Genomic DNA, 17,825 nt, shown 5'->3' on the forward strand with positions numbered 1-17,825 from the left:
CCTGATGGGTCCACCGCGGACCCGGATAGGGAGTGGTCCATGAAACCAAGGTATGTTCGGCGCGCGCCCTGGGCCGCGCTGCTAGTCATTCTGTCGATCGGCGTCGCTCAAGCGGCCGACCTCGGCATCAGCCAGTTTCGAGTCCGTGGGCCCGCTGGCGGCAACGACGAATTCGTCGAGCTGTTCAACGGCGGCAGCAAGGCGCTCGACCTGTCCGGTTACAAGCTCAACGCTTCCAATGCGAGCGGCACCACCGGCACGCGCCTGACCCTGCCCGCCGGTACCTCCATTCCTGCCGGCTGTTACCTGCTGCTGACCAACAGCGCCAGCGGCGGCTACTCCGGCAGCGTTGCAGGCGACGCCAAGTACAGCACCGGCGTCACCGATGACGGCGGCCTTGCGTTGCTCGATGGCTCCGGCCAGATGCTGGACCAGGTCGGCCTCTCTGCCGGCTCGGCCTACAAGGCCGGCACGCCATTGGCTTCGCTGGGCAGCACCAACGCCGACAAGGGCTATCGCCGCAAGACGGACACCGCCGGGCTGCCGATCAACACCGGCGACAACCAGGCCGACTTCGATGTCGTGGCGCCCACGGCACCGCACAACAGCGCCAGCTCGTGTGTCGTTCTGGGGCAGTCGCTGTCCATCGCCGATGCCAGCGCCACTGTTCGCGGCGCTGCCAACGTCAACATGCACTTCACGGTGACGCTCACCCAGCCGGCACCGAGCGGCGGCGTGACCGTGCATGCCGCCACGCAGGATGGCACCGCTACGGTCGCCAATGGCGATTACGAGGCGCTCGAAACCACGCTGAGCATCGCGGAAGGCCAGACGCAGGCCGGCTTCAACGTCGTCGTGCACGGCCGCACCACGGCCAGCGAAGACAAGGCCTTCGAGGTCAAACTGAGCCAGCCCAGCGGCAACGTTCCGCTCGCGCGCGACACGGCGATGGGCGCGATCCTGTACGACATCCCGGTCCCCGCCGAGATCTGGCAGATCCAGGGTCGTGACCAGGTGTCGCTGCTGGTCGGCAAGTCGGTGACCACCACCGGCAACATCGTCACCGCAGTGGGCCCGAGCGGATTCACCATGCAAACGCCGGATGCCCGCGCCGATGCCGATCCGCTGACCTCCAATGGCATCTACGTGTTCACCTCGACGGCACCAGCCGTGGCAGTGGGCGACGTGGTGAATGTCGACGCCACCGTCGACAACTACTACCAGCTCACCGAGCTGAAGAACGCCACCGTTGCGGTGACCTCGCACGGTGCACGCCTGCCGGCCGCGGTGAAGTTCGACGAGAACATCCCGTCTTCCGACCCGAACAAGCTGTCGTGCGGCGCCACCAACTTCCAGTGCTTCGTCGGCATGCGCGTGGTGATCGAGAACGGCATGATCAACACCGGCAACAAGCGCTTCAGCGGCGAGCCGTTTGCCGAAGTGAGCATCACGGCGAACGGCAAGCGCTCGCTGCGCCTGCCCGGCGTGCGCTTCGGCGTGCCGGTGCCCGATGGCGTGCAGCTGCCCAACTGGAGCGGCAACCCGGAAGTGTTCAAGATGAACACGGCGGACTTCGGTGCCGTGCCGCTCAACACGCCGTATGTGGCGGGCAGCACGTTCCGCGCCGAAGGCATCATCTCCTACGACTTCGGCGCCTACACATTCATCCCGACCACCATCACGCTCAAGCACGTGGCGGAAATGCCGCGCCCGGTTTCGCCCACCGCACCCTACGCACTGCGCATCGGTGCGCTCAACACCGAGCGGTTCTGCGACAGCGACTTCAACACCACCTTCACCTGCAGCGGCAACAGCAAGGAACCGACGGCGGACGAAGTGGCATTGAAGACTCAGCGCCTGTCGGCCTATATCGGCAGCGTGCTGCAACTGCCCGATGTGCTGTCGGTCGAGGAGGTGAAGAGCGTGGCCTTGCTGCAGGGCTTGGCGACGCAGCTTCACGACGACTATCGCGCCAACTACCAGCCCTATCTGTTGCCGGGCCACGATCCCAGCGGCATCAACGTGGGTTTCCTGGTGCGCAGCGATCGCGTGCATGTGGTGTCCGTGCAGCAATTGGCCGCCGACGAAACGTGGAACGACAACGGCCAGACCGCGTTCGTCCACGACCACCCGCCGTTGCTGCTCACCGCCGAGGCGCGTGGTGTCCGCTTCCAGGTGATCTCGGTGCATCCGAAGGCACGCACCAATGTCGACAAGGATGACAGCAGCGCCACGCGCGATCGTCAGAAACGCTTCCTGCAGTCGACCTCGCTGGCCCGTCAGGTGCAGAGCCTGCAGACCGCGGCGCCCTGGCAGCCGCTGCTCGTGGTCGGCGACTTCAATGCCTACCAGTTCAGCGACGGCTGGGTCGATGTGGTGGGCCTGATCTCAGGCAAGTACAAGGACAGCGAAAACCTGCTGAAGCTGGGCAGGAACATCGTGTATCCGGCCCTGTGGAACGCCGTGGAATCGGTGCCGCAGAACGATCGCTACTCGTTCCTGTTCACCGAGAAGTTCGGCCAGATCCAGGGTTATACCCAGGCAGGCTCGGGCAACTCGGGGCGCGAGGTGCCGACCGTGCAAGTGCTCGATCACGCACTGCTGAACCAGGTCGCGCGCCTGCGCTTCCTGAAGATGCAGTACGGCCGCGCCGACATCGATGCGCCGGTGCAGACCGAAGCGGATGCCGCCACGGCCACCGACTATCGCAAGGCGATTGGCGTGTCCGATCACGACGGCTTCGTGGTCGACCTGTTCGTGCCGGGCCGGCCGGGCGACATGGGCCACGCGCCGCATGCCGACCCGCAGGGATCGAACGGCCACGACGATGACCAGGGCCACGGCCGCGGCCACTGATCGTTCGTCAATGAAAAACGGCCACGCCCGGCAACGGGCGTGGCCTTTTCATCTGGAGCCATCCGAACCGGAGGGCAACGCACGCGGTCCGCAATCTGCGGCGTTGCTGAACGGCATGTGCAAAATGATGAGAGTCCCCTCCCCTACGGCCTGTCGGCGGGCATAGACTTGCGCCGCCGGCGTTCGCCGGTCATCCAGGAGGGTACCCGCATGTCTTCGCGTTTGAGCCTGATGGTCGCCAGCGTCGCGCTGGCCTTTGCCGCCTCCACCGCTTTCGCCGCACCGCAGGCCACGGACGCCGGGGCAAAGAAGGCACCCAATGCGCAGCAGCAGCGCATGACCGACTGCAACAAGCAGGCGACGGGCAAGAGCGGTGATGAGCGCAAGGCGTTCATGAGCAGCTGCCTGAAGGGCGAGGCTGCCGCGCCGGCCAAGATGACCCAGCAGGAAAAGATGAAGGCCTGCAACGCCGACCCACAGGCGAAGAGCCTCAAGGGCGATGCACGCAAACAGTTCATGAGCACCTGCCTGAGCAGCAACCCACCCAACGCCGGCCACTGATATCGATGCGACACCACGGGGCGCCGGTGCTGCCCGGCGCCCCTTTTTTATTCGCGCTTAAGCCGTGCCTGATATGCTTCGCGCCTGATTTCTTCTCCAGGATTACCGCCGACATGCGCCTCTGAGCCGCTCGCCTGCCGACTGACCGCTGCCCTTGCGGGCGCGTCGCGTTCGGCCACGAGTGACAGGGCGGTCGATTCCTTCGGCGTTTCTCGCCGGCCCCCTGTCATACGCCACTCCCTTCTGGAGGGTCTATGACAGCCTTCGCCATACTCACCCATCAACTGGGCTTTGCGCCGCCGGGGCACGACCTCGTGTTCCATGGAATCGATGCCCGCTATGCCACTGGCCGGCACGCGCTGGTCGGGCGCAACGGCAGCGGCAAATCGCTGTTCGCGCGCCTGCTCGTCGGCGACCTGCCGCCCACACAGGGCCAGGTGGTACGCCACGCTGCGCTGGCTTATCTGCCCCAGCGCTGGCCCGCATTCGCCGGCAGCGTGGCCAAGCGCCTCGGCATGCACGACAAGCTGACGGCGCTGCAACGCATCGAGGCCGGCAGCGTCGATCCGGTCGACTTCCATGTACTCGACGAGGACTGGGATGTACGCGAACGCTTCCGTCGCTGGCTCGCCGCAGCCGGCCTGCCGGACGACATCGCGCGCCCATGGGAAAGCCTGAGCGGCGGCGAGCGCGTGCGACTGCAATTGACGGCGATGTTCGAACAGGCCGACCACTTCTTGATCCTGGACGAACCCGGCAACCATCTCGATCGCCGCGGCCGCGGCTGGCTGCGCGAACGCCTGCACGCCCATGCGGGAGGCTGCCTGCTGATAAGCCACGATCGCGAGCTGCTCGATGACGTCGATTGCATCGATGAGCTGGGCCCGCACGGCCTGCGTCGCTACGGCGGAGGCTACGCCGCGTACGCCACGCAGCGGCAAACCGATGCGCAGGCTGCCGAGCGGCAGCTGGACCAGGCTCGCCGAGAACAGAAAGCGCTGGAACGAAGGCAGCAACGCGACCGAGAACGCCTTGCGCAGCGTCAACAGAAGGCGGATCGCGAGCGAGGCAACGCCAACCTGCCCACCATCCTGCTCGATCGACGCAAGCAACGCTCCGAAGACACCGGCGCGCGCCTGCATACGTCGCAGCGCCTGCAGCGCGAACGCCAGCACGAGCGGATCTCGCAAGCCCGTGCGCGTGTCGAACAACATCGTTCCCAGCGATTCGACCTGGGCGAACTTCCGGCGACGCATGCGTCGCTCCAACTGGAAGGCCTCGTACCGCCGCACGGCCACGCGCAACCGATCGACCTGCATCTCGCACCGGGCGAGCGCCTGCACCTGGACGGCGACAATGGCAGCGGCAAGTCGAGCCTGCTCGCCACCATCCTCGGCCGCCTGCCTCCGCGGTCGGGAAGCATACGACGGGGCGAACGCGCCTTGCTGATCGATCAGCACTACAGCCTGCTTCGTGACGACTGGAGCGCGCTGGACAACCTTCATGCGTTGTCGCCGGGACATTCGCCCACGCGCTACCGCGAATACCTTGCCGGCATCGGCCTGCGCGCAGAGCGGGCCGACCTGCCCACCGGCATGCTCAGCGGCGGCGAGCGCGTGAAACTCGCCTTGCTGGCACTGGACAGCGCCATCGAACCGTACGATCTGCTGCTGCTCGACGAGCCCGACAGCCACCTTGACCTGGACAGCCGCCTGCTGCTCGAACAGGCGCTGGCGACATACCGTGGTTCGCTCGTGCTGGTCAGCCACGACGCCGGGCTCATCGCACAGGCCGGCATCACGCGGCGGCTCCGCCTGCATAAACCACTCGCCCACACCACGCGGGGTGGGTGACAATCACGCGACTGCGCTGCAAGGCTTGCCCATGAACATCGTCGAAGTCCGCCATCCGCTCATCCAGCACAAGCTGGGCCTCATGCGCCGGGCCGGCATCAGTACCAAGGAATTCCGCGAGCTCGCCTCCGAGGTCGCCTCGTTGCTGACCTACGAGGCCACCAAAGACCTGGAAACCATCGAGAAGACCATCGAGGGGTGGGCCGGCCCGCTCACCGTGCACCAGATCAAGGGCAAGAAGGTCACCATCGTGCCGATCCTGCGCGCAGGCCTGGGCATGTTGCCCGGCGTGCTCGACATGATTCCCGCCGCCAAGGTCAGCGTGGTGGGCCTGCAGCGCGACGAGGAAACACTCAAGCCCATCGCCTACTACGAGAAGCTAACCGGTCGCATGGACGAGCGCATCGCGCTCATCGTCGATCCCATGCTCGCCACGGCGGGCACGCTGGTGGCCACGGTGGACATGCTCAAGGCCGCCGGCTGCAAGCGCATCAAGGGGCTTTTCCTCGTAGCGGCGCCCGAGGGCCTCAAGCGCATCGAGGCGGCGCACCCCGACGTCGAGATCTACACGGCGGCCATCGACGATCACCTCAACGAGCACGGCTACATCCTGCCGGGCCTCGGCGATGCGGGCGACAAGATCTTCGGCACCAAGCAATTGCCGAACGCCTGAAGTTCCCCGCCATTCGCGCCCAAGGCCTCGCCTCGCGGCGGGGCCTTTTTGCCTGCGCCAGAGTGAGAAGTGCAGCACGAAAGTCATCGATCGGACACATGCGGATGGCATGCTTGCCGCGCTTTCAGTGCCCGCCAAAATAATCACAACGCACTGATTTTAAAATAGATTTTTTCGATTTCCAGCTAAAGTTGCAGCGCGGTGAGCCGACAGCTCTTGCAGTTCCCTCACCCAGACGTGCCATGTTCAAACGCCCGAAGTGGATTCCCGGATTGTCGTTGCGCCAGCGCCTGCTGTTGCGCATGTCGTCCATACTCGGATTGCTCGCCGTGATGGGCGCAGCAGGTGCACTGCAACTGCACCGCGCGGACGCGCGCATCCATGGACTCGTGCAAGGTTCGCTCAGCCCCGTCGCCGATGTCGGCCGCGTGCAGAACGACTACAACAGCAGCCTGCAGGCGCTGGTGCATGCGGTGCTATCGCAATTGCCCTCCGCGGTGGACGACGCGCGCACGCGCATCCATGCCGATCGCGTGGATGCCGAGCGTCATTGGAAGTCGCTGATCGCCAGCGAGCTCGCGCAGGAACAGGCGCAATCACTAAAGTTGACCAGCGTGCACCGCGCCGAAGCCGACCGCACCATCGACGAAACACTCGCCCTGCTCGACGCGGGTCAGTTCGATCTCGGCTCGCTGAAGTTGAGCACCGAGGTGCAACCGGCCTATGAGCCGCTGCAAAGCGACTATGCCAACCTGTTCCAGGCCGCGCTGGCCAAGGGCAACCAGCAGGTGGAAGTGCAGCGCCTGGCCGATCGTGACGGGATGATCGTGCTGGGCGTGATGCTCGCCATGGCGTTGTTCATCACCATCCTGCTCGACGGCGCCCTGCTGCGTTCGCTGATGCAGCGCCTGACACTCGCCATCGAGGTCGCACAGCGCATTGCGTCCGGCTCGCTGGGCGAGCGCATCGATGTCGGTCGCGGCGACGAGTTCGGCGCATTGCTGCGTGCCCTCGCCTCGATGGACAACCAGCTCACTCGGGTACTCGTCCAGGTACGCGCCAGTGCGCTCTCGGTGGACGAGCGCGCGCGCCATCTCGCCCACGACAATCATGCCTTGAGCGAGCGCACCCAGATGCAGGCCGCCGGGCTCGAAGAGACCACCGCGTCGATGGAACACATGGCATCCCGCGCCGTGGAAGGCGCCGGCCATGCCAATGGCGCCGCCGGCGCGGCGCGCGAAGCCCTGCGGCATGTCGAGCAGGGTCGACAGGTCGCCAGCGAAGCGCTGGATTCCATGGGCGCGATCCAGGATGCCAGCCGCGGCATTGCCGAGATCGTGGACTTGGTCGACAGCATCGCCTTCCAGACCAACCTGCTCTCGCTCAATGCAGCCATCGAAGCTGCACAGGCCGGCGAACGTGGACGCGGCTTCGCCGTGGTGGCGGGCGAAGTGCGCCAGTTGGCGCATCGCTGCGTGGAGGCCGGCAAGGACATTCGCCGCCTGATCAACCACAGCACCGACGCCGTGGAGGTGGCGCGCGAACGCGTGGCGCGCTCCAGCACCGCACTCGACGGCATCATGCAGAGCATGACGCGCGTATCCACGCTGGTCTCGCAGATCTCCGACAACGGGCAAAGCCAGGTCAGCGGCATTACGCAGGTGAACCGAACCATGCTGGAGATGGATCGCATCACGCAGGCCAATGCGGGACTGGTGGAAGACATCAACACCACCGGCCACGCACTGACCCTCGACGCCCAATCGTTGATGCGCCAGGTCACCTTCTTCCGTCTTCCTTCGCAACAGGAAGACATTCCCGCGCCGGCGCATGATGCGCCGCCTTCACCTGCAATGACGCATCCACGCCGGACCGCGAAAGCGGCCTGACGACACCCCAGGCATGTCAGCCATCCTCGTCTACGACCATTCCCGCAAAGCCATGCTCGAACGCGCACTCGCCGCGGGCAGCCTCACACCGGTGTTCCAGCCGGTCGTACGCGTGGACACGCTCGAAGTCGTGGCGCACGAGGGGCTGAGCCGCTGCGCCTTCATGCCTGGCAACTTCTCCATCCTCGACCTGCTCGACCTCGCTCGCATGGAAGGCCGGCTCGCCGAAGTGGAATTGCACGCGGCGCGCACGATCTGCCACACGTTTGCGGCGCAGGCGGAAACCGGCCGCCTGCTGGTGAACCTCAGCGCGCACGCCATCCTGCAGGATGCGATGCGCCCTGACGACGTGCTGTTCGCGCTGACCGCCAGTGGCCTGGACCCGGCACGCGTCACCATCGAGGTGACCGAGCGCGATGCGGTGGAAAACCCCGCCCGCCTCGCGCATGCCCTGGGCTATCTGCGTGCGCACGGCATGCGCATCGCGCTCGACGACTTCGGCAACGGCCACTCCAACTTCGAGATGTGGAACGAGATCCATCCGGACGTGGTGAAGATCGATCGTTACCTCATCCACGGCATCTCGCACAGTGCGGGCCGCCTGGCGATCGTGCGCGCGCTGTGCCAGGTGGCCGAATCGCTGGGCACCGACCTGGTCGGCGAAGGCGTGGAAGATCCCGCCGACCTGCGCGTGCTGCGCGACCTGGGCATTCCGTTCGCGCAAGGCTTCCTGATTGGACGTCCACAGTCCGAGACGGTGAATGAAGCCTCGGCTGAAGCGAAGCTGCTGCTGCGCACGCACGCCGTATCGGTGCCGCCGCGTCCGCGTGGTCCGGTCACGCAACGCCCTACCCAGGTCAGCCATCTGCTGATTGAAGCGCCGGCCGTGAACCCGCGGCAGACGAACGAGGAAGTGATGGCCTTGTTCGTCGACTACCCCGAACTGCACGCGGTCGCGGTGGTGAAGGACGGCCATCCGATCGGGCTGATCAACCGGCGCCTGGTGAACGAGCGCATGGCGCAACCGTTCGCGCGCGAGCTGCTGGCACGCAAGTCGTGCACGGCCTTGATGAACAGCGCGCCGCTCGTCTGCGACGAGCACCGCAGCCTGGAAAGCCTTTCCGACGTGCTGCGCGGCGAAGACCAGCGCTACCTCGCCGACGGCTTCATCGTCACCAGCCGCGGCCACTACCGCGGCCTGGGCACGGGCGAAGCACTGGTCCGGCGCGTGAGCGAGCTGCGTATCGAAGCCGCCCGCCACGCCAACCCGCTCACCTTCCTTCCCGGCAACATTCCAACGACCGAGCATCTGGAGCGACTGCTGCAAGGCGGCGAGCGCATCGCGGTGGTGCACGTCGATCTCACCGACTTCAAGCCGTTCAACGATCACTACGGCTATTCGCGCGGCGACGAGATGATCCGGTTGTTGTCCGGCCTGCTGGCCGAGCATGTCGATCCGGCGCTGGACTTCATCGGCCACATCGGCGGCGACGATTTCGTGGTGCTGTTCCAGAGCGAAGACTGGCAAGCGCGCTGCGAGCGCGTCATCGACGCGTTCAACCAACGCTCGCCCCATCTGTTCGACGCTTCCGACGTCGCGCGCGGTGGCTTGCGCGGCAAGGACCGGCGCGGCGAGCCGCAATTCTTTCCTTTCACCACGGTGGTGATGGGCGCCGTCGAGCTGTCGCCACCGCTGCCGTTGCGCGCGCAACCGATCACCACGCTGGCAGCCCGCGCCAAACGCCACGCGAAACGCGCGGGCGTCGGCATGCACGTGTTTTCCCGCGCCGCGTCGCCTGCCTGACCCTGCCGAAGACAAGAATGCGAACCCGCCGTTTGCCGGCGGGGTTCGAAGACGTCACCCGGCGGATCAGCCGCGGAAACGATCCGTCGCCTGCACCAGTTCGGCGATGTTGCCAGGCTCGAACGCCGAATGGCCGGCATCCTGCACGATGCGCAGGTCGGCCTCCGGCCACGCGCGATGAAGATCCCACGCGCTGCGCATCGGGCACACCACGTCGTAGCGACCCTGCACGATCACCGCCGGAATGTGGCGGATACGTTCCACGTTGCGCAGCAACTGGTCGTCGTGCTCGAAGAAACCGCCGTGCACGAAGTAGTGACACTCGATGCGCGCGAAGGCGAGCGCGAACTCGTCCTCGCCGCTGGACTCGATGTGGCCAGGATCCTGCCACAGGTAACTGGTGGCGCCCTCCCACACCGACCAGGCACGAGCGGCGTTCACGCGCACCTGCGGGTCGCTGCTGGTGAGTCGGCGGTAGTAGGCGCTCATCAGGTCGCCGCGCTCCACCTCCGGGATCGCTTTCAGGTAGGGCTCCCACGCGTCCGGATACAGCGCATCGCAGCCCTTCTGGTAGAACCACTCCAGCTCCCAGCGACGCAGCATGAAGATGCCGCGCAACACCAGTTCGGTGACCTGCTCCGGATGCGTCTGCGCGTAGGCCAGCGCCAGTGTCGAACCCCACGAGCCGCCGAACACCTGCCAACGGTCGATGCCGAGATGGGTGCGGATGCGCTCGATGTCGTTGACCAGGTGCCAGGTGGTGTTGTCCTTCAACTCCGCATGCGGCGTGGACTTGCCGCAACCGCGCTGGTCGAACAACACGATGCGGTACACCGCCGGATCGAAGAAGCGCCGGCACTTCGGATTCGTACCGCCACCCGGACCACCATGCAGGAATACCACCGGCTTGCCGTTCGGGTTGCCGCTCTGCTCATAGTAGAGCGTGTGCAGGTCCGAGACCTTCAGCATGCCGCTATCGTACGGTTCGATCTCGGGGTACAGCGTGCGCAGCGGTTGGGACATGGTCTTGCTCCTGACAGCGGGGACGGGCGGCTGATTAGGCTAGCACGCCCCCGCTGCGCAGGCTGGCAGGCTTAGGGGCGGCCCACCGTAAGCACCGTGAAGCTGTCCGGCTCGACCGCCGGGTGGTGCCCCTCGGCCGCCGTACCGACGAGCCTGGCCGCCGAGAGATACAGGCGGTGCAGCTTGGGGTCGAGCGTGAGCGTGCGCGCGCCCGGCTGGGTCGCAATGGTCTGCGCGACCCGATAGTGGTCGGCGTCATCCTGATGCACGGCCGTGATGTTGCCGCTCTCGCCATTGGAGCTGAAGACAGTCGCCGTGCCCGCGTCGTACACCACCGCATCCGGGCCATCGCCGATCGCCACGGTCGCGACTACCTCGCCGCTCCGCGCATCCGTCACCGCCATCTGCTGGTTGTCGCATACCGAAAACAGGCGATGATGCGTGTTGTCGATCGCCAGCCCGCTCGGCGACTCGCAGGTGCCCAGCTTCCAGCTCGCCAGCACCTTGTTCGCCTGCGAATCGATCTCCACCAGTTCGGCGCGATCTTCGATGTTCACGAACACGTGCCCGGCTTCATCGCTCACGGCGAATTCCGGTTTGCCGGAAAGCGCCACGGTAGCGACCACCTTGCCGTCAACCGGATCGATCACGCTGAAGGAATGACCTCTGCCGTTGAACGTGAGCACATGCTTCGACGCGGGATCGTAAAGAATGGCATCGGGGTTCTCGCCCGTGCCCGACACGGTGGTGACGGTCTTCAGCGTATCCAGATCGAACACCGTGACCGACGCGCTCTTCCCGTTGCTGGTGTAACCGCGATGCATCGCCTCATCAATCGCGATGCCATGCACGCCTTGCGTGCCGGCGATGGTGCCGATCGCCTTGTTCTTGTCCACGTCCACCACTTCGACGCGATCACCGCGGCTGACGAACAGATGACGGCGCTGCGCATCGAAATTGAGGTAATCCCAACCGCCCGTGCCGCCCAGCTTCAGCTGCGACAGGACGCGGTAGTCGTTGGAGGGCGCATCCGCGGCATGAACGGTACAGGCCGCCAGCAGCGCGAGAGCCAGGGTGCCGAGGAAATAGCGTTGCATGGGGCAGGCCTTTCGGTGAGGAAGTCCACACAGCATGCAACCACGGGACTTAGGGTTGGCTTACAGCCTGACCGTCAATCGAACAGCTTGCCCGGGTTCAGCAGGCCCTTCGGGTCGAACACCTGCCGCACACCGCGCATCAAGGCGATTTCCGCAGCGCTGCGCGTGCTGCCCAGATAGGGCCTCTTCACCAGGCCGATGCCGTGTTCCGCCGAAATGCTGCCGCCATGGCGCTGCAAGGTCTCGGCCAGCAGCTTGGTGACGTGCTCGCACTGGGCGATGAAATCCTCTTCGGAAAGATCGGCCGGGCGCAGCACATTGATGTGCAGGTTGCCGTCGCCGATATGCCCGAACCACACCACGTCGAAATGCGGATAGGCGTTGCCAAGCAGCGCCTGGATGTCGTGCAGGAACGCGGGCAGCGCACTGATGCGCAGCGAGATGTCGTTCTTGTAGGGACGATGGGGCGCAAGGCTTTCGGTGATGCCTTCGCGCAATCGCCACAAGGCGGCTGCCTGCGCCTCGCTCTGCGCGATCACGCCGTCGCTGATCCAGCCCTGCTCCATGCCGTGTTCGAACGCAGCAAGCGCTGCATCCTGCGCCGCTTCATCCGCATCGAACTCGGTCACCACGTAATACGGATGGTCTCCCTCGATCGCGCGCTGGGCACCATGCGCCAACACATGCTTGAGCGCGACGTCGGTGAGAAACTCGAAGGCCTGCAGTGAAAGCCGCGCGCGAAACAGCGCAAACACGTCCATCAGCGCATCCATGCTCGGCAAGGCCAGCAACATCACCTGCGACGGCGGCGGCGGATCGGTGAGCCGCAACGTCGCGTCCACCACGATGCCGAGCGTGCCTTCCGAACCGATCATCAGATGGCGCAGATCGTAGCCGCTGGAGTTCTTGATCAGGCCCCGATTGAGTTGCAGCAGGTCGCCGTTGCCCGCCACCACGGTAAGCCCGGCGATCCACTCGCGCGTGTTGCCGTAGCGGATCACGCGGATGCCGCCCGCATTGGTGGCGACGTTGCCGCCGATGGAACAGGAGCCGCGTGCAGCGAAATCCACCGGATAGATCAGGCCGTGTTCTTTCGCGGCTTCGTGCACCGCGTGAAGCGTCATGCCGGCCTGCACGGTCAGCGTGCGATCCACCGCATCGAAGTCCAGCACGCGATTCATGCGCTCAAGGCTGAGCACCAGCTCGCCATTCGCCGCGACGGCACCGCCCGACAGCCCGGTCCTGCCGCCCGAGGGCACGACCGCCACGCCATGCTCGTTTGCCCAGCGCACGATGGCCTGCACCTCGGCGACGTCGCCCGGCAAGGCGACGGCTAGCGGTTTAGGCGTCCATCGGCGCGTCCAGTCCCGGCCGTAGTGTTCCAGGTCGGACGGATCGGTGAGCAGGCGAAGCGTGGGCAGGCGGTCGGCCAGTTCGGCCAGACGGGCGTCGGTCATGGGCAGGTCCTTGGGGTCACTCCAGCCTGCCAGCGCGAGCGCGCAACGTCCAGTGCTGCAACGCCGCAAATTCGCTTCAAGGTCTGGCATAGTGGAGGGGTTCATCCTCGCGCCAAGGCCCATGAAGACCTCGTTCCCGAAACAAGACATCAAGGTGCTCCTGCTGGAAGGCGTCAGCCGCAGTGCCGTGGAAAGCTTCCACCGCGCCGGCTACAGCCAGATCGAATTCCACGAAAAGGCGTTGCCGGAAGCGGATTTGAAGGCACGCATCGCCGATGCACACATCGTCGGCATCCGCTCCCGCACCCAGCTCACCGAGGACGTGCTTCAGCAGGCTAAACGGCTAATTGCCGTCGGCTGCTTCTGCATCGGGACCAATCAGGTGGATCTGGCCGCCGCCCGCCTGCAGGGCGTGCCGGTGTTCAACGCGCCCTACTCCAACACCCGCAGCGTGGCCGAATTGGTTATCGCTGAAACCATCATGCTGCTGCGCGGCATCCCGCAGAAGAACGCGCTGTGCCACCGCGGCGGCTGGACCAAGTCCGCCGCCGGCAGTTTCGAGGCGCGCGACAAGGTGCTGGGCATCGTGGGCTACGGCCACATCGGAACCCAGGTGGGCGTACTGGCCGAGAGCCTCGGCATGCGCGTGATCTTCCATGACATCGAATCGAAACTCTCGCTGGGCAACGCCCGCGCCGCCGACAGCCTCGACGACCTGCTCGAGCGCGCCGACGTGGTGACGCTGCACGTGCCGGAAACGCCCTCCACCAAGCTGATGATCGGCGAGCGCGAGCTGTCGCGCATGCGCCAGTCCGCGGTGCTGATCAACGCCTCGCGCGGCACCGTGGTCGATATCGATGCGCTGGCCGCATCGCTGCGCAGCGGTCGCCTCTCCGGCGCTGCCGTGGACGTGTTCCCGGTGGAACCCAAGGGCAACGAAGACGCCTTCGTCTCGCCGCTGGTCGGCATGGACAACGTGATCCTCACCCCGCACATCGGCGGCAGCACGCTCGAAGCCCAGGACAACATCGGTATCGAGGTGGCGAGCAAGCTGGTGCGCTACAGCGACAACGGTTCCACGCTGTCGGCGGTGAACTTCCCGGAGGTGTCGCTGCCCGAACACCCGCGCAGCCGTCGCCTGCTGCACATCCACCGCAACGTGCCGGGCGTGCTCTCGCGCATCAACGAGCTGTTCTCGGCCGGCAACATCAACATCGACGCCCAGTTCCTGCAAACCGACAGCGAAGTAGGCTACGTGGTGATCGATGTGGCCGCCGACGAAAAGCAGTCCGCCGCCCTCAGGGACCAGCTCGCCGCGATCCCGGGCACCTTGCGCAGTCGCGTGCTGTATTGAGACCTTCGCGACGCACATAAACAAAAACGGCGCCCAAGGGCGCCGTTTTGCTATCTGTTGCCGAATTGGTCGGGACGGCGGGATTCGAACCCACGACCCTCTGCCCCCCAGGCAGATGCGCTACCAGGCTGCGCTACGCCCCGACGATACGGCAAGTCGACAAGTCTACCAGCAGAGCCGGCAGCACCGGAAGCCTCGATTTGCTCAGCGACGCAGCAGCGCCAGCACTTCTTCCAGCTCCATGCGCACCTGGCGCACGATCTGATGGGAAATGCTCGACTCCATGCGCGCCTGCGGGCCCTCCAGCCGAGCGCGGGCGCCGGTGATGGTGAAGCCTTCGTCGTACAGCAGGCCACGGATCTGCCGGATCATCAGCACATCGTGACGCTGGTAGTAGCGGCGGTTGCCGCGACGCTTGACGGGGTTGAGGGCGGGGAATTCCTGCTCCCAATAGCGCAGCACGTGCGGCTTGACGCCACACAGTTCGCTCACCTCACCGATCGTGAAGTAGCGCTTCGCCGGAATGGCGGGGAGTTCGGTGTTATTCCCTTGGTCCAGCATAGCCCTCGACTCTCACCTTGAGTTTCTGACCCGGACGGAACGTCACCACGCGGCGGGCGGAAATAGGAATCTCCTCCCCCGTCTTGGGGTTGCGGCCCGGCCGCTGGTTTTTCTGACGCAGGTCGAAATTGCCGAAGCCCGACAGCTTCACCTGCTCACCCTTTTCCAGCGCTTCACGGACGACCTCGAAGTAGGCGTCCACGAATTCTTTTGCCTCACGCTTGTTGAGGCCCACCTCGAGAAATAGGCGCTCAGCCATCTCCGCTTTGGTCAGCGCCATCTTATCCTCGCAACTTTGCCTTGCATGCCTGCTCCAACGCTGCGACTGCTTCACGTATGTTACGGTCGGCGTCGTCGTCAGTAAGCGTGCGTGAAGCGTCCTGTAAAATCAAGCCCATAGCGAGACTCTTTCGGCCCGCTTCGACCCCTTTGCCGCTGTACCGGTCGAACAGGCGCAGCTCCTTGAGCTGGCCGCCGAGGGCACCCCGGACCACCTGCTCGACCCGCGCCCAGCTGACCTCTTCGGGCACGTCCATGGCGATGTCGCGGCGGACCGAGGGGAAGCGCGGCACCGACTGCGCCTTGGGCAGGCGGCGGGCCAGGACGGGCTCGAGCTCCAGCTCCAGCACATGGACATCGGCGCCAAGGTCCAGGGCTTTGGCGAGCTGCGGATGCAGGGCGCCCAGGTAACCGACCGTGACGCCGTCACGGGTGACCCGCGCACCGCGCCCCGGATGCAGCCAGCCCGGCAGGCCGTCGGCGTGGACCGCCCAGCGGTCCGGCTCGCCGCCCCAGGCGATCAGCGCGTCCAGGTCACCCTTGAGGTCATGGAAATCGAGCGTGCGGGACGCTTCGCCCCACTGCTCCGCACGCGCCGCGCCCGACGCCACGATGGCCAGGCTCGGCGTTTCGGTCGGCGCGTCCTTGCGGGCGGCCGCCTCGGCCGAGATGCGGAAGGTGCGGCCGACTTCGAACAGGCGCACGCGCTCCTGCTGGCGGGCGCGGTTGTGCGACAACGCAGTGATCAGGCCCGGCAGCAGCGACGGACGCATCACCGCCAGGTCCGCCGAGAGCGGATTGGCCAGCGGCAACAGCTGGTCGGTCATGCCCCAGCGCTGCAGCAGGTCGTTCGCCACGAAGGCCAGGTTCACTGCCTCGTAGTAGCCACGCGCGGCCAGCTGCTCGCGCAGGGCGAGTTCGTTGGTGCGTGCTTCCGGCTCGACCGCGAGCTTCAGCGCGCCCGCCGGCGTATGGGTCGGGATGTTGTCGTAGCCATGGATGCGCGCGACCTCTTCGATCAGGTCTTCCTCGCGTTCGATGTCGAAGCGGCTGGTCGGCGCCGTCACCTGCCAGCCATCCGCCTGAACGACCACCTGCATGCCTAGCGCGGTGAAGATGCGCGCCACTTCCGCGTCCGCCACTTCGATGCCGAGCACGCGCTTGAGGCGCGCACGTCGCAGCACGACCGTCGCCGGCTTCGGCAGATCGGCGAGGTTTTCGGCAACGAGCACCGGGCCAGCCTTGCCACCGGCGATCGCCAGCAGCAGTTCGGTCGCGCGTTCCAGCGCACGCTGCGGCAGCGCCGGGTCGACGCCACGCTCGAAGCGATGCGAGGCATCGGTATGCATGCCCAGCTTGCGCGCACGGCCCATGATCGCCGCTGGCGCAAAGTGCGCGGATTCCAGGAACACGTTGTGCGTGTCGTCGGTGACGCGCGAATCGAAACCGCCCATCACGCCGGCAACGGCGAGGCCATTCTTTTCGTCGGCAATCAACAGGAAGCCGTCGTCCAGCTTCGCTTCGGAACCATCCAGCAGCGTCAGCGTTTCGCCGTTGCGCGCGTGGCGCACGATCACGTCGCCCTGCAGCTTGTCGTTGTCGAACGCGTGCAGCGGCTGACCCAGTTCCAGCATCACGTAGTTGGTGACGTCGACCACGGCGCTGATCGGACGGAGCCCCGCGCGGCGCAGGCGCTCGGCCAGCCACAGCGGCGTGCGTGCCTTCGCGTCGATGCCTTCGATGATGCGACCGAGATAGCGCGGCGCATCGGCGCCCGCTTCCAGGCGGATGCCGCGACGTGCGTCGCCGCTCACCGGAGAGGCGGCCTGCTCGCCGGTCTTCACGCGGCTACCGAACAGTGCGGCCACGTCATGCGCGAGGCCATACAGGCCCAGGCAGTCCGGACGGTTAGGCGTGAGCTTCAGCTCGATGCTGGCATCGGGCAAACCCAGGTACGCGGCAAGCGGCTTGCCCACCGGCGCGTCGGCCGGCAGTTCCAGCAAACCCGAAGCATCGTTGTCGATGCCCAGCTCCTTGGCCGAGCACAGCATGCCGAACGACTCGACGCCACGCAGCTTCGCCGCCTTGATGTTGATGCCGCCGGGCAGCTTCGCACCCACCGTCGCCAGCGGCACCTTGATACCCACGCGTGCATTCGGCGCGCCGCAGACGATCTGCAGCGGCTCGCCCTGTCCCACGCTCACCTTGCACACCTGCAGGCGATCGGCTTCCGGATGCTTCTCGGCACCGACGATCTCGGCCACCACCACGCCGTCCAGGCCTTCGCCCAGCGGAGTGAGCTCTTCCACTTCCAGGCCCGCCATGGTCAGCGCGTGAGCCAGTGCCGCGCGGTCCGCCTGGATCTCGACCAGTTCGCGCAGCCAGTTCTCGGAGAATTTCATGCGTGTCGTTCCTGCT

General features: G+C 65.9%; 13 protein-coding genes and 1 tRNA gene. 7 read left to right on the plus strand and 7 right to left on the minus strand.

Annotation, left to right across the window (positions count from 1 at the left end):
- Positions 1 to 39: 39 nt before the first annotated feature.
- From CA260_RS15725 to CA260_RS15750, 6 genes are all read left to right on the plus strand, one after another.
- Complete coding sequence (locus CA260_RS15725) at positions 40 to 2,856, plus strand: lamin tail domain-containing protein (RefSeq protein ID WP_111983978.1); 2,817 nt, start codon at positions 40 to 42, stop codon at positions 2,854 to 2,856.
- Between the two features lie 210 nt (positions 2,857 to 3,066).
- Complete coding sequence (locus CA260_RS15730; protein ID WP_111983979.1) at positions 3,067 to 3,417, plus strand: PsiF family protein; 351 nt, start codon at positions 3,067 to 3,069, stop codon at positions 3,415 to 3,417.
- A gap of 254 nt (positions 3,418 to 3,671) precedes the next feature.
- Positions 3,672 to 5,270, plus strand: a complete 1,599-nt coding sequence (locus tag CA260_RS15735; protein ID WP_111983980.1) for an ATP-binding cassette domain-containing protein — start codon at positions 3,672 to 3,674, stop codon at positions 5,268 to 5,270.
- Positions 5,271 to 5,301: 31 nt separating this feature from the next.
- A complete protein-coding gene (gene upp / locus CA260_RS15740) occupies positions 5,302 to 5,943 on the plus strand; it encodes a uracil phosphoribosyltransferase (protein WP_111983981.1) in 642 nt (213 codons plus the stop codon).
- Between the two features lie 242 nt (positions 5,944 to 6,185).
- Positions 6,186 to 7,832: a methyl-accepting chemotaxis protein gene (locus CA260_RS15745; RefSeq protein WP_111983982.1), complete on the plus strand. Its 1,647-nt coding sequence runs from the start codon at positions 6,186 to 6,188 to the stop codon at positions 7,830 to 7,832.
- Between the two features lie 13 nt (positions 7,833 to 7,845).
- Positions 7,846 to 9,636, plus strand: coding sequence for an EAL domain-containing protein (locus CA260_RS15750; protein ID WP_111983983.1), 1,791 nt, complete (start codon positions 7,846 to 7,848; stop codon positions 9,634 to 9,636).
- A 66-nt stretch (positions 9,637 to 9,702) separates the two neighbouring features.
- On the opposite strand, the gene pip is transcribed toward CA260_RS15750, so the two are convergent.
- The 3 genes from pip to CA260_RS15765 all read right to left on the minus strand — a co-directional run bounded on the left by pip (position 9,703) and on the right by CA260_RS15765 (position 13,213).
- Positions 9,703 to 10,659 (minus strand): prolyl aminopeptidase, encoded by a 957-nt coding sequence (pip, locus tag CA260_RS15755; RefSeq protein ID WP_111983984.1) that lies wholly within the window; start codon positions 10,657 to 10,659, stop codon positions 9,703 to 9,705.
- A 71-nt stretch (positions 10,660 to 10,730) separates the two neighbouring features.
- A complete protein-coding gene (locus CA260_RS15760) occupies positions 10,731 to 11,756 on the minus strand; it encodes a YncE family protein (protein ID WP_111983985.1) in 1,026 nt (341 codons plus the stop codon).
- A gap of 74 nt (positions 11,757 to 11,830) precedes the next feature.
- Entirely contained in the window at positions 11,831 to 13,213 is a 1,383-nt protein-coding gene (locus CA260_RS15765; RefSeq protein ID WP_111983986.1) for an FAD-binding oxidoreductase, read from the minus strand.
- A 121-nt stretch (positions 13,214 to 13,334) separates the two neighbouring features.
- Here CA260_RS15765 and serA point away from each other — a divergent pair, with 121 nt between their 5' ends.
- Positions 13,335 to 14,567 (plus strand): phosphoglycerate dehydrogenase, encoded by a 1,233-nt coding sequence (gene serA / locus CA260_RS15770; protein WP_111983987.1) that lies wholly within the window; start codon positions 13,335 to 13,337, stop codon positions 14,565 to 14,567.
- A gap of 66 nt (positions 14,568 to 14,633) precedes the next feature.
- Here the strand turns inward: serA and CA260_RS15775 are convergent.
- The 4 genes from CA260_RS15775 to pheT all read right to left on the minus strand — a co-directional run bounded on the left by CA260_RS15775 (position 14,634) and on the right by pheT (position 17,809).
- Positions 14,634 to 14,710: transfer RNA gene (locus tag CA260_RS15775), tRNA-Pro, on the minus strand.
- 61 nt (positions 14,711 to 14,771) lie between these two features.
- Positions 14,772 to 15,128, minus strand: a complete 357-nt coding sequence (locus CA260_RS15780; protein WP_019467383.1) for a MerR family transcriptional regulator — start codon at positions 15,126 to 15,128, stop codon at positions 14,772 to 14,774.
- Entirely contained in the window at positions 15,109 to 15,408 is a 300-nt protein-coding gene (ihfA, locus tag CA260_RS15785; protein ID WP_019467382.1) for an integration host factor subunit alpha, read from the minus strand. The genes CA260_RS15780 and ihfA overlap by 20 nt, the downstream gene beginning before the upstream one ends.
- 1 nt (position 15,409) lies before the next feature.
- Positions 15,410 to 17,809 carry a phenylalanine--tRNA ligase subunit beta gene (pheT, locus tag CA260_RS15790; RefSeq protein WP_111983988.1) on the minus strand — a complete coding sequence of 800 codons (2,400 nt, stop codon included), beginning with the start codon at positions 17,807 to 17,809 and terminating at the stop codon, positions 15,410 to 15,412.
- Positions 17,810 to 17,825 lie beyond the last annotated feature (16 nt).

The sequence above is a fragment of the Dyella jiangningensis genome, assembly GCF_003264855.1.
In the GTDB taxonomy this organism is placed as follows: Bacteria; Pseudomonadota; Gammaproteobacteria; order Xanthomonadales; family Rhodanobacteraceae; genus Dyella; species Dyella jiangningensis_C.